Here is a 21800-nt window from a genome sequence, read left to right as displayed (position 1 = left end):
GGAAGTCTGCCGCCGCCGGCCCACAACCCCGGCGACAGCGCAGGCCGGTCGGCCGAGCTCCGGCATATCGCAGGCCGGCCCAGTCACCCGACGCCGCCGTATGTTTCCGTGATCATGCGCAACCCGCTTTGTGCACCCATGTTTTTCATGATCGCGGAGACAAAATGTACGCCCGCGTACCAAAAGTTTCCACGATCATGGAAAACCCGGGGTGTCGGAGTGGTCACCTGCATGATCGTGGAGCGTTGTTGTCGCCTTGCCGGTCGCCCCGCAGCCATTCTCCGGCCGAATCGGATATATGACCTGTCGGGGTATAAATCCGAAAAGTCGTGGCGCGGAGCGCCCGACTTTTCGGACAGCGAGCGGCGACAGCCCACCCGCCTGTCAAACAGCGAAGCGGGCAGCAGGCGGGGGGGCGACTGACGGCCGCACGACAGAGGGGCGGGCGACTGACGGGCGCACGACAGGCAGGCGGGCGCGCGGCAGGCGCGCGGCGGGCGCGCGGCCGACGGGCGCACGACAAACGGGCGGGCGCACGACAAACGGGCGCGCGGCAGGCGGGCAGGCGGGCAGGCGCGCGGCAGGCAGGCGGGCAGGCGCGAGCTGCGACCGAACCGCGGCCCCGCCGCTCGGACAACGAGCGGGCACCCAGACCGCCGGCAGCGGCCCGGGCGGGAACCGCGCCGCCTCCGCGCGGCTTCGCGGGCGCGAGCTGTGCTTGAGCCGTCGGCGCGGCGGTCCCGGCGCCGCGAGTGGCAGCGACGTCGGCCACAAACCGCGCCCAGTTCCAAACCCGGCGCCGAGGGGCACGCTCCTCCCCCGCCCGGCCCGGAAGAGAACGGGAGAGAGCCGAGGGGCACACTCCCCCGCCCGGGACGGGAGAGAAGGGAGAGAAGGGGTCAGGCTCCGGAGGTCACGCGGTAGGCGTCGTAGACGCCGTCGATGCGGCGGACGGCGGCGAGCAAGTGGTTGAGGTGCTTCGGGTCGGCCATCTCGAAGGAGAAGCGGCTGATGGCGACTCGGTCGCGGGTGGTGGTCACGGTGGCGGAGAGGATGTTGACCTTCTCGTCGGAGAGGACGCGGGTCACGTCCGCGAGGAGCTTGTGGCGGTCCAGGGCCTCTACCTGGATGGCGACCAGGAAGGTTGAGGCGCTGGTGGGCTTCCAGCTGACCTCGAGGACGCGCTCGGGCTGCTCCTTCAGGTCGGCCGCGTTGGCGCAGTCGTCGCGGTGGACGCTGACGCCGCCCGAGCGGGTCACGAAGCCGAAGACGGCGTCGCCCGGGACGGGGGTGCAGCAGCGGGCGAGCTTGATCCAGACGTCGTCGACGCCGAGGACCTCGACGCCGGGGTCGGTGGCGGCGGTGCGGGCGCGGGCGGGGCGGGTCGGGATCGCGGTCTCGGCGATGTCCTCGACGGCGCCCTCCTCGCCGCCGTAGCCGGCGACCAGGCGCTGCACGATCGACTGCGCCGAGACCTGGCCCTCGCCGACCGCGGCGTAGAGCGCGGCCACGTCGGCCAGGTGCAGCTCGCGGGCGATCGTCATCAGCGACTCGGACGTGAGCAGGCGCTGCAGCGGCAGGCCCTGCTTGCGCATCGCCTTGACGATCGCTTCCTTGCCGGCCTCGATCGCCTCCTCGCGGCGCTCCTTGTTGAAATACTGCCGGATCTTGGTGCGGGCCCGCGGGCTCTTGACGAAGCCCAGCCAGTCCTGGGTGGGGCCGGCCGTCTCGGACTTCGACGTGAAGATCTCGATCACGTCGCCGTTGGACAGGTTGCTCTCCAGCGGCACGAGCTTGCCGTTGACCCTGGCGCCGATGCACTTGTGGCCGACCTCGGTGTGCACGGCGTAGGCGAAGTCGACCGGGGTCGAGCCGGTGGGCAGCGCGATCACGTCGCCCTTCGGCGTGAAGACGTACACCTCCTGGCTGGACAGGTCGAAGCGCAGCGCGTCGAGGAACTCGCTGGGGTCGCTCGCCTCGCGCTGCCAGTCCAGCAGCTGCCGCAGCCAGGTCATCTCGTCGATGTGCGCCGGCGGGCCCGCGATGGTCGCGTTCTTGGTTTCCTTGTACCGCCAGTGCGCGGCGATGCCATACTCCGCCGTGCGGTGCATGGCGTAGGTGCGGATCTGCAGCTCGACGGGCTTGCCGGTGGGGCCGATGACCGTCGTGTGCAGCGACTGATACATGTTGAACTTCGGCATGGCGATGTAGTCCTTGAACCGGCCCGGAACGGGCTGCCAGTTCGCGTGGATCACGCCGAGTGCCGCGTAGCAGTCGCGGACGGTGTCGACCAGGATGCGCACGCCGACCAGGTCGTAGATGTCGCCGAAGTCGCGGCCGCGGACGATCATCTTCTGGTAGACGGAGTAGAGGTGCTTCGGCCGGCCGGTGACCTCCGACTTGATCTTGGAGGTCTTGAGGTCGTTGGCGACCTTCTGGGTCACGGTGCGCAGCAGCGAGTCGCGCTGGGGCGTGTGCTCGGCGATGAGCCGGCTGATCTCGTCGAAGCGCTTGGGGAACAGCGTGCGGAACGCCAGGTCCTCCAGCTCCCACTTGATCGTGTTCATGCCCAGGCGGTGCGCCAGCGGCGCCAGGATCTCCAGGGTCTCCTTGGCCTTCTGCTCCTGCTTCGGGCGGGGCAGGAAGGTCAGGGTGCGCATGTTGTGCAGCCGGTCGGCGAGCTTGATCACCAGCACCCGCGGGTCCTTGGCCATGGCCACGACCATCTTGCGGATCGTCTCCGCCTTCGCCGCGTCGCCGAGCTTGACCTTGTCGAGCTTGGTGACGCCGTCGACGAGCAGCGTGACCTCGCCGCCGAAGTCGACCTGCATGCGCTCGATGGTGTATTCGGTGTCCTCGATGGTGTCGTGCAGCAGCGCCGCGACCAGGGTGGTGGTGTCCATGCCCAGGTCGGCGAGGATCGTGGCGACGGCGAGCGGGTGCGTGATGTAGGGGTCGCCGGACTTGCGGTACTGCCCCTTGTGGAAGTGCTCGGCCATGTCATAGGCCCGCTGGAGCAGCCGGACGTCGGCCTTGGGGTGGCTGGCCTTGTGCTGGGCGATCAGCGGCTCGAGCACCTCGCTGACCGACGGGCTCTGCCAGGGCGCGTTGAACCGGGCCAGCCGGGCCCGCACCCGGCGGCCGGTCGGCGCGGCGCCGACGAACCCGGCGACGGCCCCGGTCACGCCGCTCGCGGCGTCGGTGAGGTCCTCGGTGTCCTCGCCCAGGATCTCCTCGGGCGCGCGGCGCGGCTGCTGCTCGATGTGCCGGTCGCCGGTGAGGTCGCTCGCCCGGCGCTGGGGCGGGCCGGAGGGGGCGACGGGGAACTGCAGCACCACGCCGCCCGCCTCCGCCGTCTCCGGCGGGGCCTGCTCACGGGCGTCCTGCGGTTCATCCTGCACGTGGTCGACCGTACCCTCAATGGGGGGTGCGATGTCGCCGGTCACCGGCCGCTCCTCATCGCCGACAACGTTTCGAACCGCAAGCTTACCCGCCCCCACCGACAATTCCCGCCAACGGAATGGGCCGGAAAACCGCCGCTGACCGCCTTCAGACGGTCAACAGGGCATGAACCGGACGCGGTGCCAGTCGTGCCCGCCCGTCCAGGAACGACAGCTCCAGCAGGACGCTGAAGCCGCTCACCATGCCGCCGGCCCGCTCCACCAGCTCCAGGGTGGCCGCGGCGGTGCCGCCGGTGGCGAGCACGTCGTCGACGACCAGGACCCGCTCCCCGGCGATGAAGGCGTCGGCGTGGACCTCCAGGGTCGCCTCGCCGTATTCCAGCGCGTAGGTGGCCGACACCGTGGCCCGCGGCAGCTTGCCGGCCTTGCGGATCGGCACCACGCCGCGCCCGGTCGCGTAGGCGATCGCGGCGGCGATGACGAACCCGCGCGCCTCGATGCCGGCGACGACGTCGAAGGTGTCCGCGCCCTGCTCGGCCACGATCGCGTCGACGGCCGCGGCGAAGGCGGGGCCGTCGGCGAACAGCGGCATCAGGTCCTTGAACAGGATGCCGGGCTTGGGAAAGTCCGGCACGTCCAGCACCTTGCTCGCGACCAGCTCAGCGATATCCAATCCGGGCTCCCCTACAGACAGACAGGCACGGGCGCCGCGGTCGCGGCGCCCGTGCACGAGTACAACAGATCGGCGTTACGGCGACGTGCTAGCGCCGCCCGCTGCCGCCGGGGCGGCCGCCCGCGCGCGGGCGCTTGCCCTGGCCGGGCCGGGACGACGGGCGGGCGCCCGGGCGGGGCGCCGCGCCGGCGAGCTCCGAGCGCTCGGTGGTCTTGGCCTTGCCGCCGCTGCCGATCGGCACGCCGTCGCTGTCGCGGGCCACCGTCTGCGCCCTGTTCGCCTGCTCCTTGGCCAGCGCCGCGCGCCGGGAGGCGACCCGGTTGGCGTGCGCCTGCAGCCGCGGCTCGCGGCTCTTGAGCTCGGCGAGCACCGGCGTGGCGAAGAAGATCGAGGAGTACACCGCGACACCCATGCCGATGAACAGCACGAGACCCAGGTCCTTCAGAGTGCCGGCGCCGAGCAGGCCGGCGCCGATGAACAGCAGGCCGCCGACCGGCAGCAGCGCCACCAGGCCGGTGTTGATGGAGCGCATCAGCGTCTGGTTGACGGCCAGGTTGGCCGCCTCGGTGTAGGTCGAGGTGCTGGAGCCGGTGATGCCCCGGGTGTTCTCCTGCACCTTGTCGAACACCACGACGACGTCGTAGAGGGCGAAACCGAGGATCGTCAGGAAGCCGATGACGGTCGACGGGGTGACCTCGAAGCCGACGAGCGAATACACGCCGCCGGTGAGCACGAGGTCGAGCAGCAGCGAGGCGATCGCCGCCGCGGCCATCCGCCACTCGAACCGCACGATCAGGTAGACCAGCACCGCGGCGAGGAAGATCGCGAGGCTCAGCGCCGCCTTCTGGGTGACCTGGCCGCCCCACGAGGTGCTCACCGCGCTGTCGGAGATCTGCTCCGGGGCGATGTTGAAGTGCTGGGCGACCGACTCCTTGATCTCGGTCTGCCGGGCGGCGTCGTTGATCAGCTCGGTCTTGATGATGTACTGGCTGTCGCCGACCGTCTGGCCGGTCTTGACCGAGACGCCGGCCTCGGTGAACGCCTGCTCGACCTGGTCCAGCGTGCCCACCTTGACCGGCACGTTGTACTGGTTGCCGCCCTCGAACTCGATGCCCAGCGTGAAGCCGCGCAGCAGCATGCTGGCGATGGCGATCACGATCGCGACGCCGGCGACGATGAACCAGATCCGGCGGCGGCCGACGATGTCGACGCCGGCCTCACCGCGGTACAGCCGGGCTGCGAAGCCACCTGCACTCATCGTCAGGCCTCCTTCGGGCGGTTACGACGGGTGGTCGTGGGCGCCGGGCCACTGTCGGACCCGGAGCGCTCCAGGACGCGGCCGAGACCGCTGACCCGTGGTGACAAGAATGCCTTGCTTCGGGCGAACAGCGTCATGATCGGATGGCGGAACAGGAACACGACCACCAGGTCGAGGATCGTGGCCACGCCCAGCGCGAAGGCGAAGCCCTTCACCGAGCCGATCGACACGAAGTACAGGATCCCGGCGGCCAGCAGGGTGATCGTGTTCGCCGAGATGATCGTGCGGCGGGCCCGGACCCAGGCGCGCGGCACCGCGCTGCGTGGGCTGCGGCCGTCGCGTATCTCGTCCTTGAGCCGCTCGAAGTAGATGACGAACGAGTCGGCGGCCACACCGAGCGAGACGATGAATCCGGCGAAGCCGGCGAGGCTCAGCGTGAAGCCGATCCAGCGGCCCAGGATGATCAGCGCCATGAAGACCAGCAGGCCGGACAGCACCAGGCTGATCATGATGACGCCGCCGAGCAGCCGGTAGTAGAAGAACGAGTAGAGCACGACCAGCAGCATGCCGATGCCGGCGGCGAGCAGGCCGGCCTCCAGGTGGGAGCTGCCCAGGGTGGCCGAGATGCTCTGCGCGTCCTGCGACTTGAACGACAGCGGCAGGGCGCCGTACTGCAGCTGGCTGGCCAGCAGCTGGGCCTCGGTCTTGGTGAAGGTGCCGCTGATCTCGGCGTCGCCGGGGATGACGTTCTGGATGGTGGGCGCCGACACGACCTCGTTGTCGAGCACCACGGCGACCTGCTTGCTGTCGGTGCCGCCGTTGTAGGCCTCGCGGGTCAGGTCGGTCCAGCGGTTCTGCCCGTCGGCGTGGAAGGACAGGTTGACCGTCCATTTGCCGTTCTGCGAGTTGATGCCGGAGCTGGCCTTCGACACGTCGGTGCCGAGCACCTTGGCCACGTCGAGCTGGTACTTCACGCCAGGGCCGCAGGCGACCGCCTGCTCCTTCGGGTTGCTGATCGAGCCGACCGGCCGGTGGCTGAGCTTGTCGCAGGTGATGTAGGGGATGTTGTACTGCATGGAGGCCGGCAGTACCGCGACCTCTTCCGGCGACAGGTCCTTGAACTTCTTGTAGAGCTCGGCCTTGGTAGGGTCCTGGCTGAAGTCCACCGGCGCCTGCTCGGCCAGGGCCGCGGCCCAGACGTCCTGGCCCAGCTTCTGCTGCACGGCGGCGCGCTGGGTGGCGATGTCCGGCGCGACGGACTCCGACGGCGTCGCGGACGCGGCCGCGGCGGCGGCGCTGCCCGTGGCGCTCGGGGTCGCCGCCGGGGAGGCGGAGGAGCTGGCCGACGGCGAGGCCGGCGCGGACGACGACGAGGCCGGCTGCGCCGACCCGGACGCCGAGGGAGAGGCCGACGCCGACGGGTCGGTGGCGCCCGTGTCGGAGGTCTGGTTCAGCACCGTGCGGAAGCGCAGCTCCGCGGTCTGGCCGATCTGCTTGAGCCGGTCGTCGCTCTTGCCCGGCAGGGAGACGACGATGTTGTTGTTGCCCTCGACCACCACCTCGGCCTCGGAGACACCCAGGCCGTTGACCCGCTGGTCGATGATGCGGCGGGCGGTCTCCATCTGCTCCTGGGTCGGCGGCTTGCCGCCCTCCAGGTTCTGGGCCTGCAGCGTGACCGTGGTCCCGCCGATCAGATCAAGGCCGAGCTTGGGCTCGAGCCGGTTGCGCCATCCGCCGCTGCCGCCGAACCACGTGATGGCGGCGAGCACGATGAAGATGGCGGCCAGCACGGCGAGCTGGCGGCTCGGGCGCATCGGTGCCTGAGGTTGTGCCACGGCTGTCGGGTCTCCCTACACGACGCCGGCGGGGTCCGCGCGGCGTGAATGCTTCACAATGCGGGCTACGAGCGGGCTTTCAGTCGGCGTCCGGGGTGCCGGCGGACTCCTCGGTGTCGGCGGAGTCCTCGTCGTCCTCCGCCTTGCGGGTCACCTTGCCGATCGCGGCCCGGGCGTACTTGGCGGTGACGCCTGGCGCGATCTCCAGCTGAACGGTCTCATCATCGAAGGCGGTCACGATGCCGTAAAGGCCGCCGACCGTCACGACCTCGTCCCCGATTCCCATCGAGGACTGCATGTTCTGCACCTCGCGGCGGCGGCGCTGCTGCGGCCGGATCATCAGGAAGTAGATCGCCGCGGCGAACACGACGAGGATGAGAATCTGAAATGCACCGCTGCCGCTTGTGCCTTCCGCGGCTAAATACACGATGGTGGCCTTCCGGTCGAGGTATCTGATGTCCGCGCAGCGGATCGCGGCGAGTCTAATGGGTGTGTCGGAGACCATACAGACCGCGGTCCCGTTACAGCTCGATCACGACACGCTCGGAGCTAAGGCTCCAAGCTGAACAGATCGGGCGTTTGAGACAAGCCGCCCGGCTGGTTTCCGCCACCGACGGTACCAGCGGGAGCTGGAATACCAAGGTGCCGCCATGCGCCCGCAGTGGCGACCCGGCCACGGGGAGTGCGCGCGATGAGCCCCGTGCGCAGCAGGAACGGCTCGCAGACCTCCTCGACCGTGTCCGGCTGCTCACCGACCGCCACCGCCAGGGTGGACAGGCCGACCGGCCCGCCGCCGTGGCGCAGCAGGGCCTGCAGCACCGCCCGGTCGAGCCGGTCCAGGCCCAGCTCGTCGACGTCGTAGACGGCCAGCGCGGCCCGGGCCGCGATCAGATCCACGATCCCGTCGGCGCGGACCTCGGCGTAGTCGCGGACCCGGCGCAGCAGCCGGTTGGCGATGCGCGGGGTGCCGCGGGAGCGGCGGCCGATCTCGGTCGCGCCGTCCTCGGTGATCGGCACGTCGAGGATGCGGGCCGAGCGGGTGATGATCCGCTCCAGCTCCTCGGGCTCGTAGAAGTCGAGCTGCCCGACGAAGCCGAAGCGGTCGCGCATCGGGCCGGTGAGCAGGCCGCTGCGGGTCGTCGCGCCGACCAGTGTGAAGGGCTCGACGTCGAGCGGGATGGCGGTCGCGCCCGGGCCCTTGCCGACCACCACGTCGACCCGGAAGTCCTCCATGGCGCTGTACAGCAGTTCCTCGGCCGGCCGGGCGATGCGGTGGATCTCGTCGATGAACAGCACGTCGCCCTGGCTCAGGCTGGTCAGCACCGCGGCCAGGTCGCCGGCCCGCTCGATCGCCGGCCCGCTGGTCATCCGCAGCCCGGCGCTCAGCTCCGCGGCGACGATCATGGCCATGGTGGTCTTGCCCAGCCCCGGCGGGCCGGACAGCAGGATGTGGTCGGGCGGGCTGCCCCGCCGCAGCGCGCTCTGCAGCAGCAGGTCGAGCTGCTCGCGGACCCGGTGCTGGCCGATCAGCTCGCCGAGCCGCTTCGGCCGCACGGTCTGGTCGGCGACCGCGTCCTCGTCGGAGGCCCAGGCACTGACGAGGGGATCCGTCATCGGATCGTGCCCAGCATCTTGATCGCCTGCTTGAGCAGCACCGGCACGGCCGGCGGGGCCTGCCCGTCGAGCTGCTCGGCGACGGCGGCGACCGCCTGGTCGGCCTGGCCGGCGGTCCAGCCGAGCCCGACGAGGGCCTGGCGGACCTGCTCGGCCCAGGCGGCGCCGGCGCCGATGCCGACCAGGACCGCGCCGTCGCCGGGGAACGCGCCGATCTTGTCGCGCAGCTCCAGCACGAGCCGCTCGGCGCCCTTCTTGCCGATGCCGGGCACCCGGGTCAGGGTCGAGGTGTCGCCGCCGGAGATGGCCCGGCGTACCACATCAGGGGAATGCACGGCCAGCACGGCCTGAGCCAGCCGGGGCCCCACCCCGGTCGCGGTCTGCAGGAGCTCGAACAGCTGCCGGGCGTCGTCGTCGGCGAAGCCGTAGAGCGTGAGCGAGTCCTCCCGCACCACCAGCGACGTCGCCAGCCGGGCCTCCGCGCCCACCCGCAGGTCGGCGATGGTGTGCGGGGAGCACTGCACGGAAAGGCCGACCCCGCCGACCTCGATCACGGCGCCGTCGGGCGACACCGCCACCACCTTGCCGCGAACGCTCGCGATCACCGGGCCCTCCTCAATGCGGCGCTGATGCGCTCCTGCGCGCCGCCCCGCCAGACGTGACAGATGGCCAAGGCTAAGGCGTCGGCGGCGTCGGCCGGGCGCGGCGCGGCCTCCAGCCGCAGCAGGCGGGTCACCATCGCGGTGACCTGCGCCTTGTCCGCCTGGCCGCTGCCGCTGATGGCGGCCTTCACCTCGCTCGGGGTGTACATCCGCACGGGCAGCCCGGCCCGCGCCGCGGCCAGGATCGCCACCGCGCCCGCCTGCGCCGTGCCCATCACCGTGCGCACGTTGTGCTGGCTGAACACCCGCTCGACGGCAACCGCCTCGGGCCGGTGCTCGGCGAGCAGCGCGGCGAGCCGCTCGTCGAGGCCGAGCAGGCGCAGCGCCAGGTCGGTGTCGGGCTCGCTGGTGACGACCTCGTAGTGCACCAGCCGGCACGGCCGCCCCGGCAGCCCCTCGACGACCCCGACGCCGCACCGGGTCAGCCCCGGGTCGACCCCCAGCACGCGCACCGGCCACCCCCTCATACGTGTGTTCGACACCCTATCGGACGATCGCCGAGCGCCGATCGCGCGACACACACACCGACTACGGTCAAGGTATGTGGGCGCGCCCCATGGGACGGGCGCGCCAAGACTCGTACGTTTCCCGCCATGACGACGCCGCAGCCCGCCACACCGCACCACGTGGTCTCCCTTGACCTGCGCGGACGCACCGCACTGGTCACCGGGGCGGGCAGCGGCATCGGCCGGGCCGTCGCCGTGCGGCTGGCCGAAGCCGGGGCGCGGGTGATCGCGGTCGACCGCGACAAAGAGCCGATCGAGGCCCTGGCCGTCGCAGAGCCCGCAGTGGTACCCGTGGTTGCCGACCTGTCGGATCTGGACGCCATCGAGGAGCGCCTGGCCGGGTACCTCGACGCCGACGTGCTGGTCAACAACGCCGGGCTGCAGCACGTGGCGGCGCTGGAGGAGTTCCCGCCGGAGCGCTTCGGCTACATCCACACGGTCATGGTGCAGGCCCCGTTCCGGCTGGTCCGCGCCGTCCTGCCGCACATGTACGCCGGGAACTGGGGCCGGATCGTCAACATCAGCTCGGTGCACGGCCTGCGCGCGTCCCCCTTCAAGGCCGCCTACGTCAGCGCCAAGCACGCCCTGGAGGGCCTGTCCAAGACGGTCGCGCTCGAGGGCGCCCCGCACGGGGTGACCGCGAACTGCATCAGCCCCGCGTACGTGCGCACGCCGCTGGTCGAGGGGCAGATCGCCGACCAGGCGCGCACCCACGGCATCCCCGAGTCCGAGGTCGTCGAGAAGATCATGCTGACCAGCGCCGCGATCAAGCGGCTGATCGAGCCGGCCGAGGTGGCCGAGCTGGTCGCCTACCTGTGCACCGACGTGGCCGGTTTCATCACCGGTACGTCGCTGTCGATCGACGGCGGCTGGACCGCACACTAGGACTCGTGACGATGCTGGAGTTCCTCGAGTTGCTCGCGCGGGAGGCCGCGCCGGTCGAGTTCGAGGGCCCGCTCGTCGCCGCCCGCAACGCGGGCCTGCCGCCGGCGCGCATCGCGGAGCTGGAGGAGGCGAAGGTCGTCGCCCTGCGCGTCCGCGCGCTGCTGGAGCGGCGCCGGCGGCGGGAGGAGGAGCTGTCCGGGCTCTTCGACACCGCCAGCGACCTGGCCGGCCTGCGCGACGTCGACGCGGTCCTGGCCGCCATCGTGCACCGGGCGCGGACCCTGCTGGGGGCCGACGTGGCGTACATGACGCTCACCGACGAGAGCCGCGGCGACACCTACATGCGGGTGACCGACGGCTCCATCTCGGCCCGCTTCCAGGCGCTCCGCCTGCCGATGGGGGCCGGCCTGGGCGGCCTGGTCGCGCAGACCGGCAGCCCCTACGTCACCGCCGACTACCCGCGCGACGCCCGCTTCCGCCACACCGGCGACATCGACGCCGGCGTCGGCGAGGAGGGCCTGGTCGCGATCCTCGGCGTGCCGCTGCGGCTGGGCTCGCGGATCATCGGGGTGCTGTACGCCGCCAACCGCTCGGCCCGCCCGTTCGCCCGCGAGGAGGTGTCGCTGCTGGTCTCCCTGGCCGCCAACGCCGCCGTCGCGATCGACACGGCCCGGCTGCTCGGCGAGACGCAGGCCGCCCTGGAGGAGCTCTCCGCCGCCAACGCCACCATCCGCGCGCACAGCGACTCCGTCGAGCGGGCCGCGGCCGCCCACGACCGCATGACCGCGCTGGTACTGCGCGGCGCCGGGGTGGAGGACGTGGCCGCGGTCGTCGTCGAGGTGCTCGGCGGCGCGCTGCTGGTCCTGGACGCCGAGGGCCGGCAGCTCGCCGTGGTCGGCGAGCTGACCCGGCCCGACCCGAGCGCGGTCGCCGAGGCCCTGGCGGCGTCCCGGACCGAGGGCCGCAGCGTGCGCCGGGGCCCGCTGTGGGTGGCCGCGGTGGTGGCCGGCGCGGAGAACCTCGGCGCCCTGGTCCTGCGCCCCGACCGCGCCCTGGTCGACGCCGACCAGCGCATCCTGGAGCGGGCCGCGGTGGTCACCGCCCTGCTGCAGCTGTTCCGCCGTACCGTCGCCGAGGCCGAGGGCCGGGTCCGCGGCGAACTGCTCGACGACGTCATCACCCGCCCGGCCCGCGACGCCGACTCCCTGCGCACCCGCGCCAAGCGCCTCGGCGTCGACCTCGACGCGCCGAACGTCCTCGTCGCCATCGGCCCCGACGCGCTGGCCGGCGGCTCCATCCGGCAGCGAGCGGTCTCGTGGGCGCAGACCTACGCCCAGACCCGCTCCGGCCTGGCCGCCTCCCGCGACGGCCACATCGTGCTGCTGCTACCCGGCGAACACCCCGGCAACGCGGCCCGCTCGGTCGCCCGCGACCTGGGCAAACTGCTCGCCCGCCCGGTCACCGCGGGCGCCGGCGGCCCCGCCACCGCCCCGGAGGGCATCGCCGCCGCCTACCGCGACGCGGACCGGTGCGTGACGGCCCTGGCCGCGCTGGGCCGCACCGGCACCGGCGCCAGCACGGCCGAGCTGGGCTTCGTGGGCCTGCTGCTGGGCTCGGCCCCCGACGGCCGCGACCGCGACGTGCGATCCTTCCTGGCCACGGCGATCGGCCCGGTCGTGGACTACGACGCCCGCCGCGGCACGGCTCTGGTGAAGACCTTGGAGGCCTACTTCGGCGTGGGCGGCAGCCTGGCCCGCGCCGCCGAACTCCTGCACGTCCACGTCAACACGGTCACCCAGCGCCTGGACCGCATCGCCCAACTCCTCGGCGCCGACTGGCAGAAGCCGGAGCGCGCCCTGGAGGTCCAACTAGCTCTGCGCCTGCACCGCCTCCAGTCCTAACCCCCGGGACGCCCGGCGACCCGCCGTGACGCACCGCGGCGAGCGCGGCGAGCGCGGCGAGCGCGGTCGCGCAGCGACGACAAGTCTCCGTGATCATGCACAAGGCGTCGTGTGCACACGAGTTTTTCATGATCGCGGAACAAAAATGTACCTATGTGTACCATAAGTCTCCACGATCATGAAAAACCCGGGATGTCGGGCTGGGTCGATGCATGATCACGGAGATTTATGGTCATTGCGCATTCGCGGGGCGCCTGCGAGGCGCGAAACCGCGAGCGAGCCGAAGCAACGAACGGCCCACCCCTCGACGGGGCGGGCCGTTCGTGAAGGTGCTGCTCCGCTCCCGGCTGGGCGAGGGCGGCGGCGCTCCCGGCGGGGGCGGGGCGACGGCGATCCCCAGCGGGGCGGGGGCGATGCGGTCGGGCCGTTCGTTAAAGGTGCTGCTCCGCTCCCGCCGTGAGAGGTGGAGGTGCTCCCGACGAGGTCGGGCAGTTCGCGAAGGTGGCGCTCCCGCTCCCGCTCCCGGGCTGGGCGAGGGCAGCGGCGCTCCCAGCGGGGGCGGGGCGACGGCGATCCCCAGCGGGGCGGGGGCGATGCGGTCGGGCCGTTCGTGAAGGTGCTGCTCCGCTCCCGCCATGAGAGGTAGAGGTGCTCCCGACGAGGTCGGGCAGTTCGCGAAGATGGCGCTCCCGCTCCCGCCGTGAGAGGTGGAGGTGCTGAACCCTTCCCGGCGGGCGGGGCGGGGCCGGGGGGAGGACGGCGGCGGGGCGGCGGGAGGAAAGGGTCAGGCGCGGGCGCCGCGGAGGACGAAGTCGACCAGGTTTTCCGCGAAGCCCTCGTCGGGGATGTTCGGGTTCCAGCGCAGCATGCTCTGCGCCAGCGTCGGGCCCATCAGGGCCAGCAGGGCGAACTCCACGTCCAGGTCGGCGCGCAGCTCGCCGAGGGCGATGCCGCGGCGCAGCACCGAGCGCATCGCCTCGCGGCGGGGCTCCACGATGCCCTGGTAGACGCGGGTCATCTCCGGGCTCTTGAAGACTTCCGGCATCAGGCAGGCGGCGACCTTGCCGTATTGCGCCATGCGCTTGTTGCGCATCGCGGCGACCAGGGTGATCAGGTCGTCGCGAACCGATTCGCCGCGCAGCTCCGGGGGTGGGCCCTTCATCGCCAGCACGGCGTCGATGAGCAGCGCCTCCTTGTTGGGCCAGCGGCGGTAGATCGTCGCCTTGCCAACGCCGGCCTTCGCGGCGACCGCCTCGATGGAGATGGCGTCCGCGCTCTGACCGGCGCTGAGCAGCTCGAACACCGCCTCGACGATCGCCTCGTCGACCCGGGCGCTGCGGGGCCGACCAGGACCCTTGCGGTCCTGGTCAGCCACCACATCCACGCTGAGCGTCATGGTTTCCATTGTTACCGAGTTTTCACACCGAAGCTACTCATCGGTCGCCTCACGCCTCGCTCGCCGTGGCGACGAGTTCCACGCCCTGCTCCTCCGCCAGGCTCTCGGCGGTGGTCGGGGCGGGCGCGTCGGCCGGGCGCTTGCCCGGCTGCCACACCAGGGCGACCACGGCGCCGAGCACCGCGAAGATCGCGGAGCCGATCGCGGCGTCGTGCATGGCGGTGAGGAAGGCGCTGTTGGCGTGCTGGATCAGTGCCGCCCCGGCGGGCCCGGCGTGTGCCGCCACCCCGTACGCACCGGAGATGGACTCGTCAGCAGCAGCCTTCGCGGCGGCCGGCAGGGCGGCCGTGGCGCCGGCGATGTTGTCGCGGTAGACCGAGGAGATGACGGCCCCGAGGGCGGCCACGCCGAGGGCGCCGCCGACCTGACGGATGGTGTTGCTGACGGCCGAGCCGACGCCGGCCTTCTCCCGGGGCAGCGACGACATGATCGACTCCGTCGCGGGCGGCATCACGTTGGCCATGCCGACGCCCATGAGGAAGAACAGCACGCCGACGATCCAGATCGGGGTCGTGGCGGTGATGAACACCCACGCGGCCAGGCCGATCGCGACGAGCAGCAGGCCGGTGGTGCTGACCGCCTTCGGGCCGAAGCGCTTGACCATCGCGGCGCTGCGCGGGGCGAAGACCATCTGGGCGACGGCGAACGGCACGAACAGGGCGCCGGAGGCCAGCGGGCCGTAGCCGCGGACCAGCTGCAGGTAGAAGGCGCTGACGAACATGATGCCCATGGCCGCGAAGAAGACCAGGCCGATCATGCCGGTCGAGGCGCTGAACCGGCGGTTGGCGAACAGCCGCACGTCCAGCGACGGGTACTCGATACGCCGCTCGTAGAGCGCGAACGCGCCGAGCACGACCGCCGAGGCGACCAGCGTGCCCCACGCCTGGATCTTGCCGAAGCCGTGGTCGCCGCCCTCGATCACGCCGTACGTCAGCAAGGTGAGCCCGACGATGGACAGCAGCACGCCGACGATGTCGATGCGGCCCGGCTTCGGGTCGCGCGACTCGGGGATCAGCGAGTTGACCAGGATCAGGCCCACGACGACGATCGGCACGTTGATCAGGAAGACCGAGCCCCACCAGAAGTGCTCGAGCAGCAGGCCGCCGACGATCGGGCCGATCGCGACGCCGAGGCCGACCGCGCCGGCCCACACGCCGATGGCCCGGCCGCGCTCCCGCGGGTCGAACACGTTGGCGATGATCGACAGCGTCGACGGCATGACCGCGGCGGCGCCGAGGCCCATCAGGGCGCGGGCGGCGATGAGCTGGTCGGCCGAGCCCGCATACGCCGAGGTGAGCGAGGCGATGCCGAACAGCGCGAGGCCGACGGTGAGGGTGATGCGCCGGCCGAGCCGGTCGGCGAGGATGCCGGCGGTGAACAGCAGGCCGGCGAAGACCAGCGTGTAGGAGTTGATCGCCCACTCGAGCTGGCTCTGAGTCGCGCCGAGGCCGCGCTGCGGGTCGGCGATGGTGCGCATGGCGACGTTGAGGACGGTGTTGTCCAGCACCACCACGAGCAGGCTGATGACGAGCACGCCGAGGATCGCCCAGCGTCGAGGATGTCCGGTGTTGACTGGTGCTGTCTGGGTAGCTGCGTCCACGGTGTTGCTCCCCTGGTTCGGAACGCGAGAAACGATACGGAACAGTTCCGTATTAACGTAGCGCCGGGCGGGGCGATACGGAACCGTATCGTATTGAAAAGTGCGTCCCGTCACAGTGCCCGCACGATGGGGAATAAACCCGGCCAGGAGCGGCACGACTCGGACATAACCGAAAAATCCGATAAGTCGGGACATCGGAGATGTCCTGACTTATCGGATAAATCAGCATTTAACGGTGAATCGCGGCGGTAGCCCCGGCGCTCAGCGGCGCGTGGGGAGCCACTTCGCCAAGGGACCCAGGCGGGTGCGCAGGCCGACCAGGCCGCCGGGGAAGAAGTACACCGCCAGGATGAAGACGGTGCCGAGGATGAACAGCGGCTGCGACAGCGGCCCGCGCAGCACCCCGGGCAGGCCGTCGACCGCGTCGGAGTTGCCGAGCGCGACCAGCCGGTAGTCCAGATAGGTGAACAGGAAGCCGCCGATCAGCGGGCCCCACCGGGTGCCCGGGCCGCCCAGCACCACCATGACGAGCAGGGTCAGGGTCTGGTCGGAGGCCGCGATGTGCGGCGTCGCGCCGCCGATGAGCAGCGCGTACATCGCCCCGGCCAGGCCCGCGAGGCCGCCCGCGACGGTGAAGGCGAAGAGGCGGTACCGGTAGGGGTCCAGGCCGAGGACGCCGACCCGCCGCTCGTCGTCGCGGATGGCGGCCAGGACGCGGCCGGCCGGCGAGCCGGCGATGGCGTGGGCGACGAGCACGGTGATCACGACGACGGCGAGGGCGAGCCAGTACAGGTTCACCGTGTTGGCGACGCCGACGAGGAACGCGGGCACCCGCTCGGCCGACATCGGCAGGCCCTCCTCGCCGCCGGTGGCGTCGCCCGGGTTGCGGCCGATGGTGATCGCGGCGACCTGCGCGAAGGCCAGCGTGACCATGGCGAAGGCGATGCCGCCGGTGCGCAGCGCGACCGCGCCGAGCAGCAGGGCCAGCGCGGTGGTGCCGGCGACGGCGAGCAGGATCGCGGTCCACAGGCCCAGGCCGGCCTTGGTGACCAGGATGTCGGTGCCGTAGACGCCGCCGGCGAAGTAGAGGGCGTGGCCGAAGGAGAGCAGGCCGGTACGCCCGAAGAGCAGGTCGTAGCCGGTCGCCAGGGCGCCGAAGACCAGGCACAGGGCGAGCAGTTGCAGCGTGCCGGGCGCGTTGACCGGGGAGTCGAACACGCCCGGGATGCGCAGCCCGCAGTAGGGCAGGGCGGCGAACACGACCAGCGCGGCGACCGGCCACAACCGCCGGAGCCGGACGTACGAGACGGCCTGGGTGGGCGCGACGGTCTGCGTCGTCGTCATGAGGTGGCGACCTTCCCGGTGATCCCTTGTGGACGGACCAGCAGCACGACGGCGAGCAGCGCGACCACGCAGATGTCGCCGAGGCCGGAGGAGGTGTAGTTGACGAACTGCTGGAGCAGGCCGACGGCGACCGCGGCGTAGGCGGCGCCGGTGACCGAGCCCATGCCGCCGATGACGACGACGATGAAGCCGAAGATGAGCAGCGAGCTGCCGCCGGTCGGCGAGATCGAGCCGGCGTAGACGCCGTAGAGGGCGCCGGCCAGGGCCGCGGCGGCGCCGCCGATGGCGAACACCAGCGTGAAGGCGCGCCGCACGTCGATGCCGAGGGCGGTGACCATCGAGCGGTCCTCGACGCCGGCCCGGATGACCAGGCCGATCCGGGTGTACTTCAGCACCGCCAGCATCGCGGCGAGCACCACGGCGGCGGCGCCGATGAGCAGGAAGCGGTCGTTGGGCACCCGCGCCCCGGCGATCGAGGTGAGCGTCTGCGTCCATCGGGGACGCGGGAAGGGCCGCGGGTCGCTGCCCCAGGAGGCCTGCAGCAGCGCCACCCCGGCCAGCGACAGCCCGACGGTGACCAGCACCTGCTCGATCGTGCGCCGGTACAGCGGCCGGATCAGCACCAGCTCGACGAGCGTGGCCACGACCGTGCCGCAGGCCACGCCGAAGGCGACGGCGAGCGCGAAGCCCCAGCCGCCGGGCAGGTGGCCGGCCGCCCACCAGGTGCCGTAGGCGCCGACGGAGAGGAACAGCCCGTGCGCGAAGTTGAGCACGTCGGCGAGGCCGAAGACGAGCGCCAGGCCGGAGGCGACCAGGAAGTACAGCGCGGCCAGCCCCAGCCCGGTCAGCGTGAGCAGCACGACCGTACTCATGAGTGCTCCTTGCCGACGCCGAGCAGCGCCTTGGTCTTCTCGGTGTAGTCGAGCAGCTCCTCGGCCGCCCCGGTGTAGGCGACCTTGCCGGCGGCGATGACGACCGCGTCCCGGGCCAGCCGGCGGACCACGGCCAGGTTCTGCTCGACGAGCAGCATCGGCACGGTCTCGGCGACGGCCCGCAGGGCGGCGGCGACCTCGCCGACCACCTTCGGCGCGAGGCCCTTGGTCGGCTCGTCGACGAGCAGCAGCCGGTTGAAGTTCAGCAGGACCCGGCCGATGGCCAGCATCTGCTGCTGGCCGCCGGAGAGGGTGCCGGCCCGCTGCCGGCCGCGGCGCTGCAGTTCGGGGAAGAGGCCGTAGACCCGCTCGTAGTCGGGCGCGGCGCCGGGCCGCTCGGCCAGCCGGAGGTTCTCCGCGACGGTGAGCCCGGCGAAGACGCCGCGGTCCTCGGGCACATAGCCGAGGCCGTCGCGGACCAGCCGGAACGTGGGCTGCCGGGTGATCGGCGCGCCGGCATAGCGGACCTCGCCGGCCACCTCGGCGCCGCGGGGCAGCAGCCCGAGCACGGCCTTGAGCGTGGTGGTCTTGCCCACGCCGTTGCGCCCGAGCAGCGCGGTGACGCCGCGGGGCGCGACGGCGAAGGTGACGCCCTGCAGGATGTGCGACCCGGCGATGCGCACCGACAGGTCGTCGACGTCGAGGATGTTCACAGCTTCTCCCCCAGGTACGCCTCCTGCACGGTGCGGTCGGCCATGACCACGTCGGGGGTGTCGCAGACCAGCAGCGCCCCGTGGTGCATGACCGCGACCCGGTCGGCGAGGTCGAGCACGACGTCCATGTGGTGCTCCACCATGAGCACGCTGCGCCGCTCCTCGCGGGTCAGGGTCTTGATGAGCGCGACGAGGCCGGGCACGTCCTCGGCGCTGACCCCGGCCATCGGCTCGTCGAGCAGCAGCACCCGGGGCTCGCCGGCGAGCAGCAGCGCGATCTCGAGCTTGCGCTTCTCGCCGTGGGCGAGGGTGCCGGCGAGCGCGCCGGCGCGGTGGTCGAGCCCGACCCGCCAGAGCACCCGCTCGGCCCGCTCGGCGACGGCCCGGTCGCGCCCGGGCAGCGGGAACGGCCGGATCGAGCCGCCGCGGCGGGCCTGCACGGCCAGGCCGACGTTGGCGGCGACGGTGAGCGAGCCGAACACCGACGAGGACTGGAAGGTCCGGCCGAGCCCGCGGCGGGCCCGGCGGTGCGGCGGCAGCCGGGTCACGTCGTGCCCGGCGATGGACACCGAGCCGTCGGTGGGCCGGCGCAGCCCCGAGACGAGGTTGAACAGCGAGGTCTTGCCGGCCCCGTTCGGGCCGATGACCGCGAGGAACTCGCCCTCGGCCAGGTCGATGGAGACCGCGTCGACGATCGCGACCCCGCCGACCTTCCAGGTCAGCCGGCGGGTGGAGAGCAGGCCGGTGGCCGGGGCATCCGCCCCGGCCACCGGTGCCGGTCGCAGCGACACCGGCTCAGCCCTTCATCTGCGCGACCGGCGGCGCGGCGTCGGCCGGGTCGATCGCCTTGACCAGGTCGGGCTTGAGGTCGGCGCCGGTGCCGGAGAACTTGCCCTGGAACATCGGCTGGAGCAGGGCGTGGTCCTCCTTGCGCACGGTGAGCTTGCCCTTGACCCCGTCGAAGGACCAGCCCTCCAGGGCGCTGATCATCTTGTCGACGTCGTCGCCGCCCTCCTGCGCGGCCCGCACGACCATCTGCGCGGCGGTGAAGCCGTCGGGGTGGAACAGGTCGATCTTGCCGCCGTCGACGCTCTTGCGCAGCGCGGCGACCGCGTCGTTGTCGCTGGCGCCGTCGAAGTAGTGGGCCAGCAGCGAGATCTTCGAACCGGCGGCGCCGAAGGCGGGCCAGGAGGCGCGCTGGTCGATGCCGGTGACCACGAGGGTCGAGCCGAGCACGCCCTGCTGATCGAGGGCCTGCCACATGGCGGTGGCGGTGGTGCCGGCCCAGGCGACGAAGATCATGTCGGCCTTGGCGTTCTTGGCCTGCACGGCGAAGCCGGTGACGTCGGTGGCGTTGGCCGGCACGGCGAGGGTGTCGACCTTGGCGCCGGCGCCGCCGATGACGGCCTGGACGGCGTCGGCGTTGGACTTGCCGAACGCGCCCTCCTGGGTGAAGACGAGGACCTTCTTGCCGGAGGGGGCGGGCAGGTAGGACTTGGCGGCGAGGACGTCCTGGTAGGACTGACGGCCGGAGCGGAAGGTGTACTTGTTGATGCCGGTCACCGCGTCGGTCGCGGCCGGGCCGGAGATGAACAGGACCTTGTTCTGCGCCGCGAGCGGGGCCATCTGCCCGGCGACGGCCGACGAGGTGCTGCCGGCGAGGATCTTGTACCCCTGGCCGATGAGGTCCTTGCCCGCCGACACCGCCTTGGCCGCGTCGCCGGCGTCGTCGACCTCCTTGACCTCGATCGGCCGGTTGCCGACCTTGCCGGTGCCCTTGGTGGCGTAGGCGAGGCCGGCCTTCCAGCCCTCGATGTACTGCTTGCCGTAACCGGCCAGCGCCCCGGTCTGCGAGTAGACGAGTCCGACCTTGATCGGTGCGCCGTCGCCGACCGGCTCCTGGGCGGCCTGCTGGGGGCTGCTGCACGCGGCCGAGAACGCCGCGGCGATCGATAACCCGAGCGCCGCGAACAACACCCGCCGCGGCGCGCCTGTCTGCCTGATCAACGCTTCCTCCGTGTGAACGCCTTGTTAAGGCCAGCGCCTGCTGGCGGTGTTCGCACACGCTAGAAGTGGCGTCGGGCACGTTGCTATGTGGGCCGACTACATAGAATCGGGCTATGCCTATGGGGCGATGCGTTCCAGGAAGTCGCCGAGCAGCGGCAGGAAGCCCGGCGACAGCTGGTCGAAGAGCGGCACGTCCGGGCGCGGCGGCACCGGGTACAACATGTGCCCGACCCCGGGTAACACCGCGACCCCGTTGCGGCCGCGATGGCGCGGCGGGAGCCGCTGGCCGAGCACCTCGAGGCTGCGCTCGACCGGCACGTGCTCGTCGTCCGCGCCGAGGAACACCATGATCGGGCAGGGCAGGAACGGCAGCAGCGCCCCCGGGTCGAAGCTCAGCGAGCGGGCGAAGAACGCCAGCTCCTCGGGGGTGTCGTAGGGCCGGTCGCACACGACCGCGGCCCAGTCCCGCCCGGCGTGACGGGCCTGGTCGGCGAGGACGCGCGCGGGGCCCTCGCCCGCGGCGAGCCGGGCGGCCCGCTCGTCGGCCCAGGCCAGCCCGGCCTCGACGGACGGCTCCGGCAGGCCGCGGCGGCGCATGACCCGGGCCAGCAGCGTGCGTTCCTGCTCCTCGACGCCGACGAACGGCCCGCCGAGGGTCACCACGAAGTCGATCTGGTCGGGGGCGTTGACCGCGGCGAGCAGGGAGATCCAGCCGCCCTGGCTGTAGCCGATGAGGCCGGCCCGCTCCAGGCCGGCCTGCTTGCGCAGCGTGGCGAGGGCGGCGAGGCCCTCGGCGGCGCGGTCGGCGAAGGTCTGCCGCCGCCAGTCGCCGGGCGAGCCGCCGCAGCCGGGCTTGTCATGGCGCAGCGTGGCGATCCCCCGCCCGGCGAGCCAGCCGGGGACGCCCTGCCAGGCGTCGCGGGTGGCGGGGCCGGAGCCGTCGCAGAGCACCAGGCCGGCCCTCGCCGGGCCGTCGGGCGTGCAGAGGATCGCGTTCAGCGGTCCCATCGCGGTGTCGACGACAGTAGCCGTTTCAAGCATGGATCGGCCCTCCCCCCGCGAACGTACCAGCG

The 21800-nt window shown here is 72.0% G+C and carries 18 protein-coding genes; 2 read left to right on the top strand and 16 right to left on the bottom strand.

Annotated elements, in window-relative coordinates:
- Window positions 1-899 precede the first annotated feature (899 nt).
- From ACQPXD_RS10160 to ruvC, 8 genes are all read right to left on the bottom strand, one after another.
- Complete coding sequence (locus tag ACQPXD_RS10160; RefSeq protein ID WP_432843771.1) at window positions 900-3332, bottom strand: RelA/SpoT family protein; 2433 nt, start codon at window positions 3330-3332, stop codon at window positions 900-902.
- Between the two features lie 217 nt (window positions 3333-3549).
- Window positions 3550-4074, bottom strand: a complete 525-nt coding sequence (locus tag ACQPXD_RS10155) for an adenine phosphoribosyltransferase (RefSeq protein WP_432837063.1) — start codon at window positions 4072-4074, stop codon at window positions 3550-3552.
- A gap of 88 nt (window positions 4075-4162) precedes the next feature.
- Window positions 4163-5332, bottom strand: a complete 1170-nt coding sequence (gene secF / locus ACQPXD_RS10150) for a protein translocase subunit SecF (protein ID WP_432837061.1) — start codon at window positions 5330-5332, stop codon at window positions 4163-4165.
- A gap of 2 nt (window positions 5333-5334) precedes the next feature.
- Window positions 5335-7167 carry a protein translocase subunit SecD gene (secD, locus tag ACQPXD_RS10145; protein WP_432837059.1) on the bottom strand — a complete coding sequence of 611 codons (1833 nt, stop codon included), beginning with the start codon at window positions 7165-7167 and terminating at the stop codon, window positions 5335-5337.
- Between the two features lie 79 nt (window positions 7168-7246).
- Window positions 7247-7594, bottom strand: coding sequence for a preprotein translocase subunit YajC (gene yajC / locus ACQPXD_RS10140; protein WP_432843769.1), 348 nt, complete (start codon window positions 7592-7594; stop codon window positions 7247-7249).
- 122 nt (window positions 7595-7716) lie between these two features.
- A complete protein-coding gene (ruvB, locus tag ACQPXD_RS10135) occupies window positions 7717-8781 on the bottom strand; it encodes a Holliday junction branch migration DNA helicase RuvB (RefSeq protein ID WP_432837057.1) in 1065 nt (354 codons plus the stop codon).
- A complete protein-coding gene (ruvA, locus tag ACQPXD_RS10130) occupies window positions 8778-9386 on the bottom strand; it encodes a Holliday junction branch migration protein RuvA (protein ID WP_432837055.1) in 609 nt (202 codons plus the stop codon). Before ruvA ends, ruvB begins: the two co-directional genes overlap by 4 nt.
- The gene (gene ruvC / locus ACQPXD_RS10125; RefSeq protein WP_432837053.1) at window positions 9383-9895 is read right to left on the bottom strand and encodes a crossover junction endodeoxyribonuclease RuvC; all 513 of its coding nucleotides are present in this window, start codon (window positions 9893-9895) and stop codon (window positions 9383-9385) included. Before ruvC ends, ruvA begins: the two co-directional genes overlap by 4 nt.
- Before the next feature lie 141 nt (window positions 9896-10036).
- Here ruvC and ACQPXD_RS10120 point away from each other — a divergent pair, with 141 nt between their 5' ends.
- Both ACQPXD_RS10120 and ACQPXD_RS10115 read left to right on the top strand, forming a co-directional pair.
- Window positions 10037-10834 carry a 3-hydroxybutyrate dehydrogenase gene (locus tag ACQPXD_RS10120; RefSeq protein WP_432837051.1) on the top strand — a complete coding sequence of 266 codons (798 nt, stop codon included), beginning with the start codon at window positions 10037-10039 and terminating at the stop codon, window positions 10832-10834.
- Window positions 10835-10845: 11 nt separating this feature from the next.
- A complete protein-coding gene (locus ACQPXD_RS10115; RefSeq protein ID WP_432843767.1) occupies window positions 10846-12735 on the top strand; it encodes a helix-turn-helix domain-containing protein in 1890 nt (629 codons plus the stop codon).
- A 784-nt stretch (window positions 12736-13519) separates the two neighbouring features.
- Here ACQPXD_RS10115 and ACQPXD_RS10110 read toward each other — a convergent pair.
- The 8 genes from ACQPXD_RS10110 to ACQPXD_RS10075 form a co-directional block, all read right to left on the bottom strand.
- Window positions 13520-14131 carry a TetR/AcrR family transcriptional regulator gene (locus ACQPXD_RS10110; protein WP_432837049.1) on the bottom strand — a complete coding sequence of 204 codons (612 nt, stop codon included), beginning with the start codon at window positions 14129-14131 and terminating at the stop codon, window positions 13520-13522.
- 49 nt (window positions 14132-14180) lie between these two features.
- A complete protein-coding gene (locus tag ACQPXD_RS10105; RefSeq protein ID WP_432837047.1) occupies window positions 14181-15791 on the bottom strand; it encodes an MFS transporter in 1611 nt (536 codons plus the stop codon).
- Between the two features lie 261 nt (window positions 15792-16052).
- Window positions 16053-17135: a branched-chain amino acid ABC transporter permease gene (locus ACQPXD_RS10100; protein WP_432837045.1), complete on the bottom strand. Its 1083-nt coding sequence runs from the start codon at window positions 17133-17135 to the stop codon at window positions 16053-16055.
- Window positions 17132-18007 (bottom strand): branched-chain amino acid ABC transporter permease, encoded by an 876-nt coding sequence (locus ACQPXD_RS10095; RefSeq protein WP_432837043.1) that lies wholly within the window; start codon window positions 18005-18007, stop codon window positions 17132-17134. The genes ACQPXD_RS10100 and ACQPXD_RS10095 overlap by 4 nt, the downstream gene beginning before the upstream one ends.
- Window positions 18004-18720: an ABC transporter ATP-binding protein gene (locus ACQPXD_RS10090; RefSeq protein ID WP_432837041.1), complete on the bottom strand. Its 717-nt coding sequence runs from the start codon at window positions 18718-18720 to the stop codon at window positions 18004-18006. Before ACQPXD_RS10090 ends, ACQPXD_RS10095 begins: the two co-directional genes overlap by 4 nt.
- Complete coding sequence (locus ACQPXD_RS10085) at window positions 18717-19460, bottom strand: ABC transporter ATP-binding protein (protein ID WP_432843765.1); 744 nt, start codon at window positions 19458-19460, stop codon at window positions 18717-18719. The genes ACQPXD_RS10090 and ACQPXD_RS10085 overlap by 4 nt, the downstream gene beginning before the upstream one ends.
- Window positions 19461-19515: 55 nt before the next feature.
- Window positions 19516-20724 carry a substrate-binding domain-containing protein gene (locus tag ACQPXD_RS10080; RefSeq protein WP_432843763.1) on the bottom strand — a complete coding sequence of 403 codons (1209 nt, stop codon included), beginning with the start codon at window positions 20722-20724 and terminating at the stop codon, window positions 19516-19518.
- A 120-nt stretch (window positions 20725-20844) separates the two neighbouring features.
- On the bottom strand, window positions 20845-21768 hold the full coding sequence (locus tag ACQPXD_RS10075; RefSeq protein WP_432837039.1) for an alpha/beta hydrolase family protein: 924 nt from the start codon (window positions 21766-21768) through the stop codon (window positions 20845-20847).
- Window positions 21769-21800 lie beyond the last annotated feature (32 nt).

It is taken from the genome of Dactylosporangium sp. CA-092794 (assembly GCF_050948465.1).
Classification (GTDB): Bacteria; Actinomycetota; Actinomycetes; order Mycobacteriales; family Micromonosporaceae; genus Dactylosporangium.
Note: the sequence above shows the minus strand (reverse complement) of the source record. Positions and strands in the feature narration are given on the sequence as shown.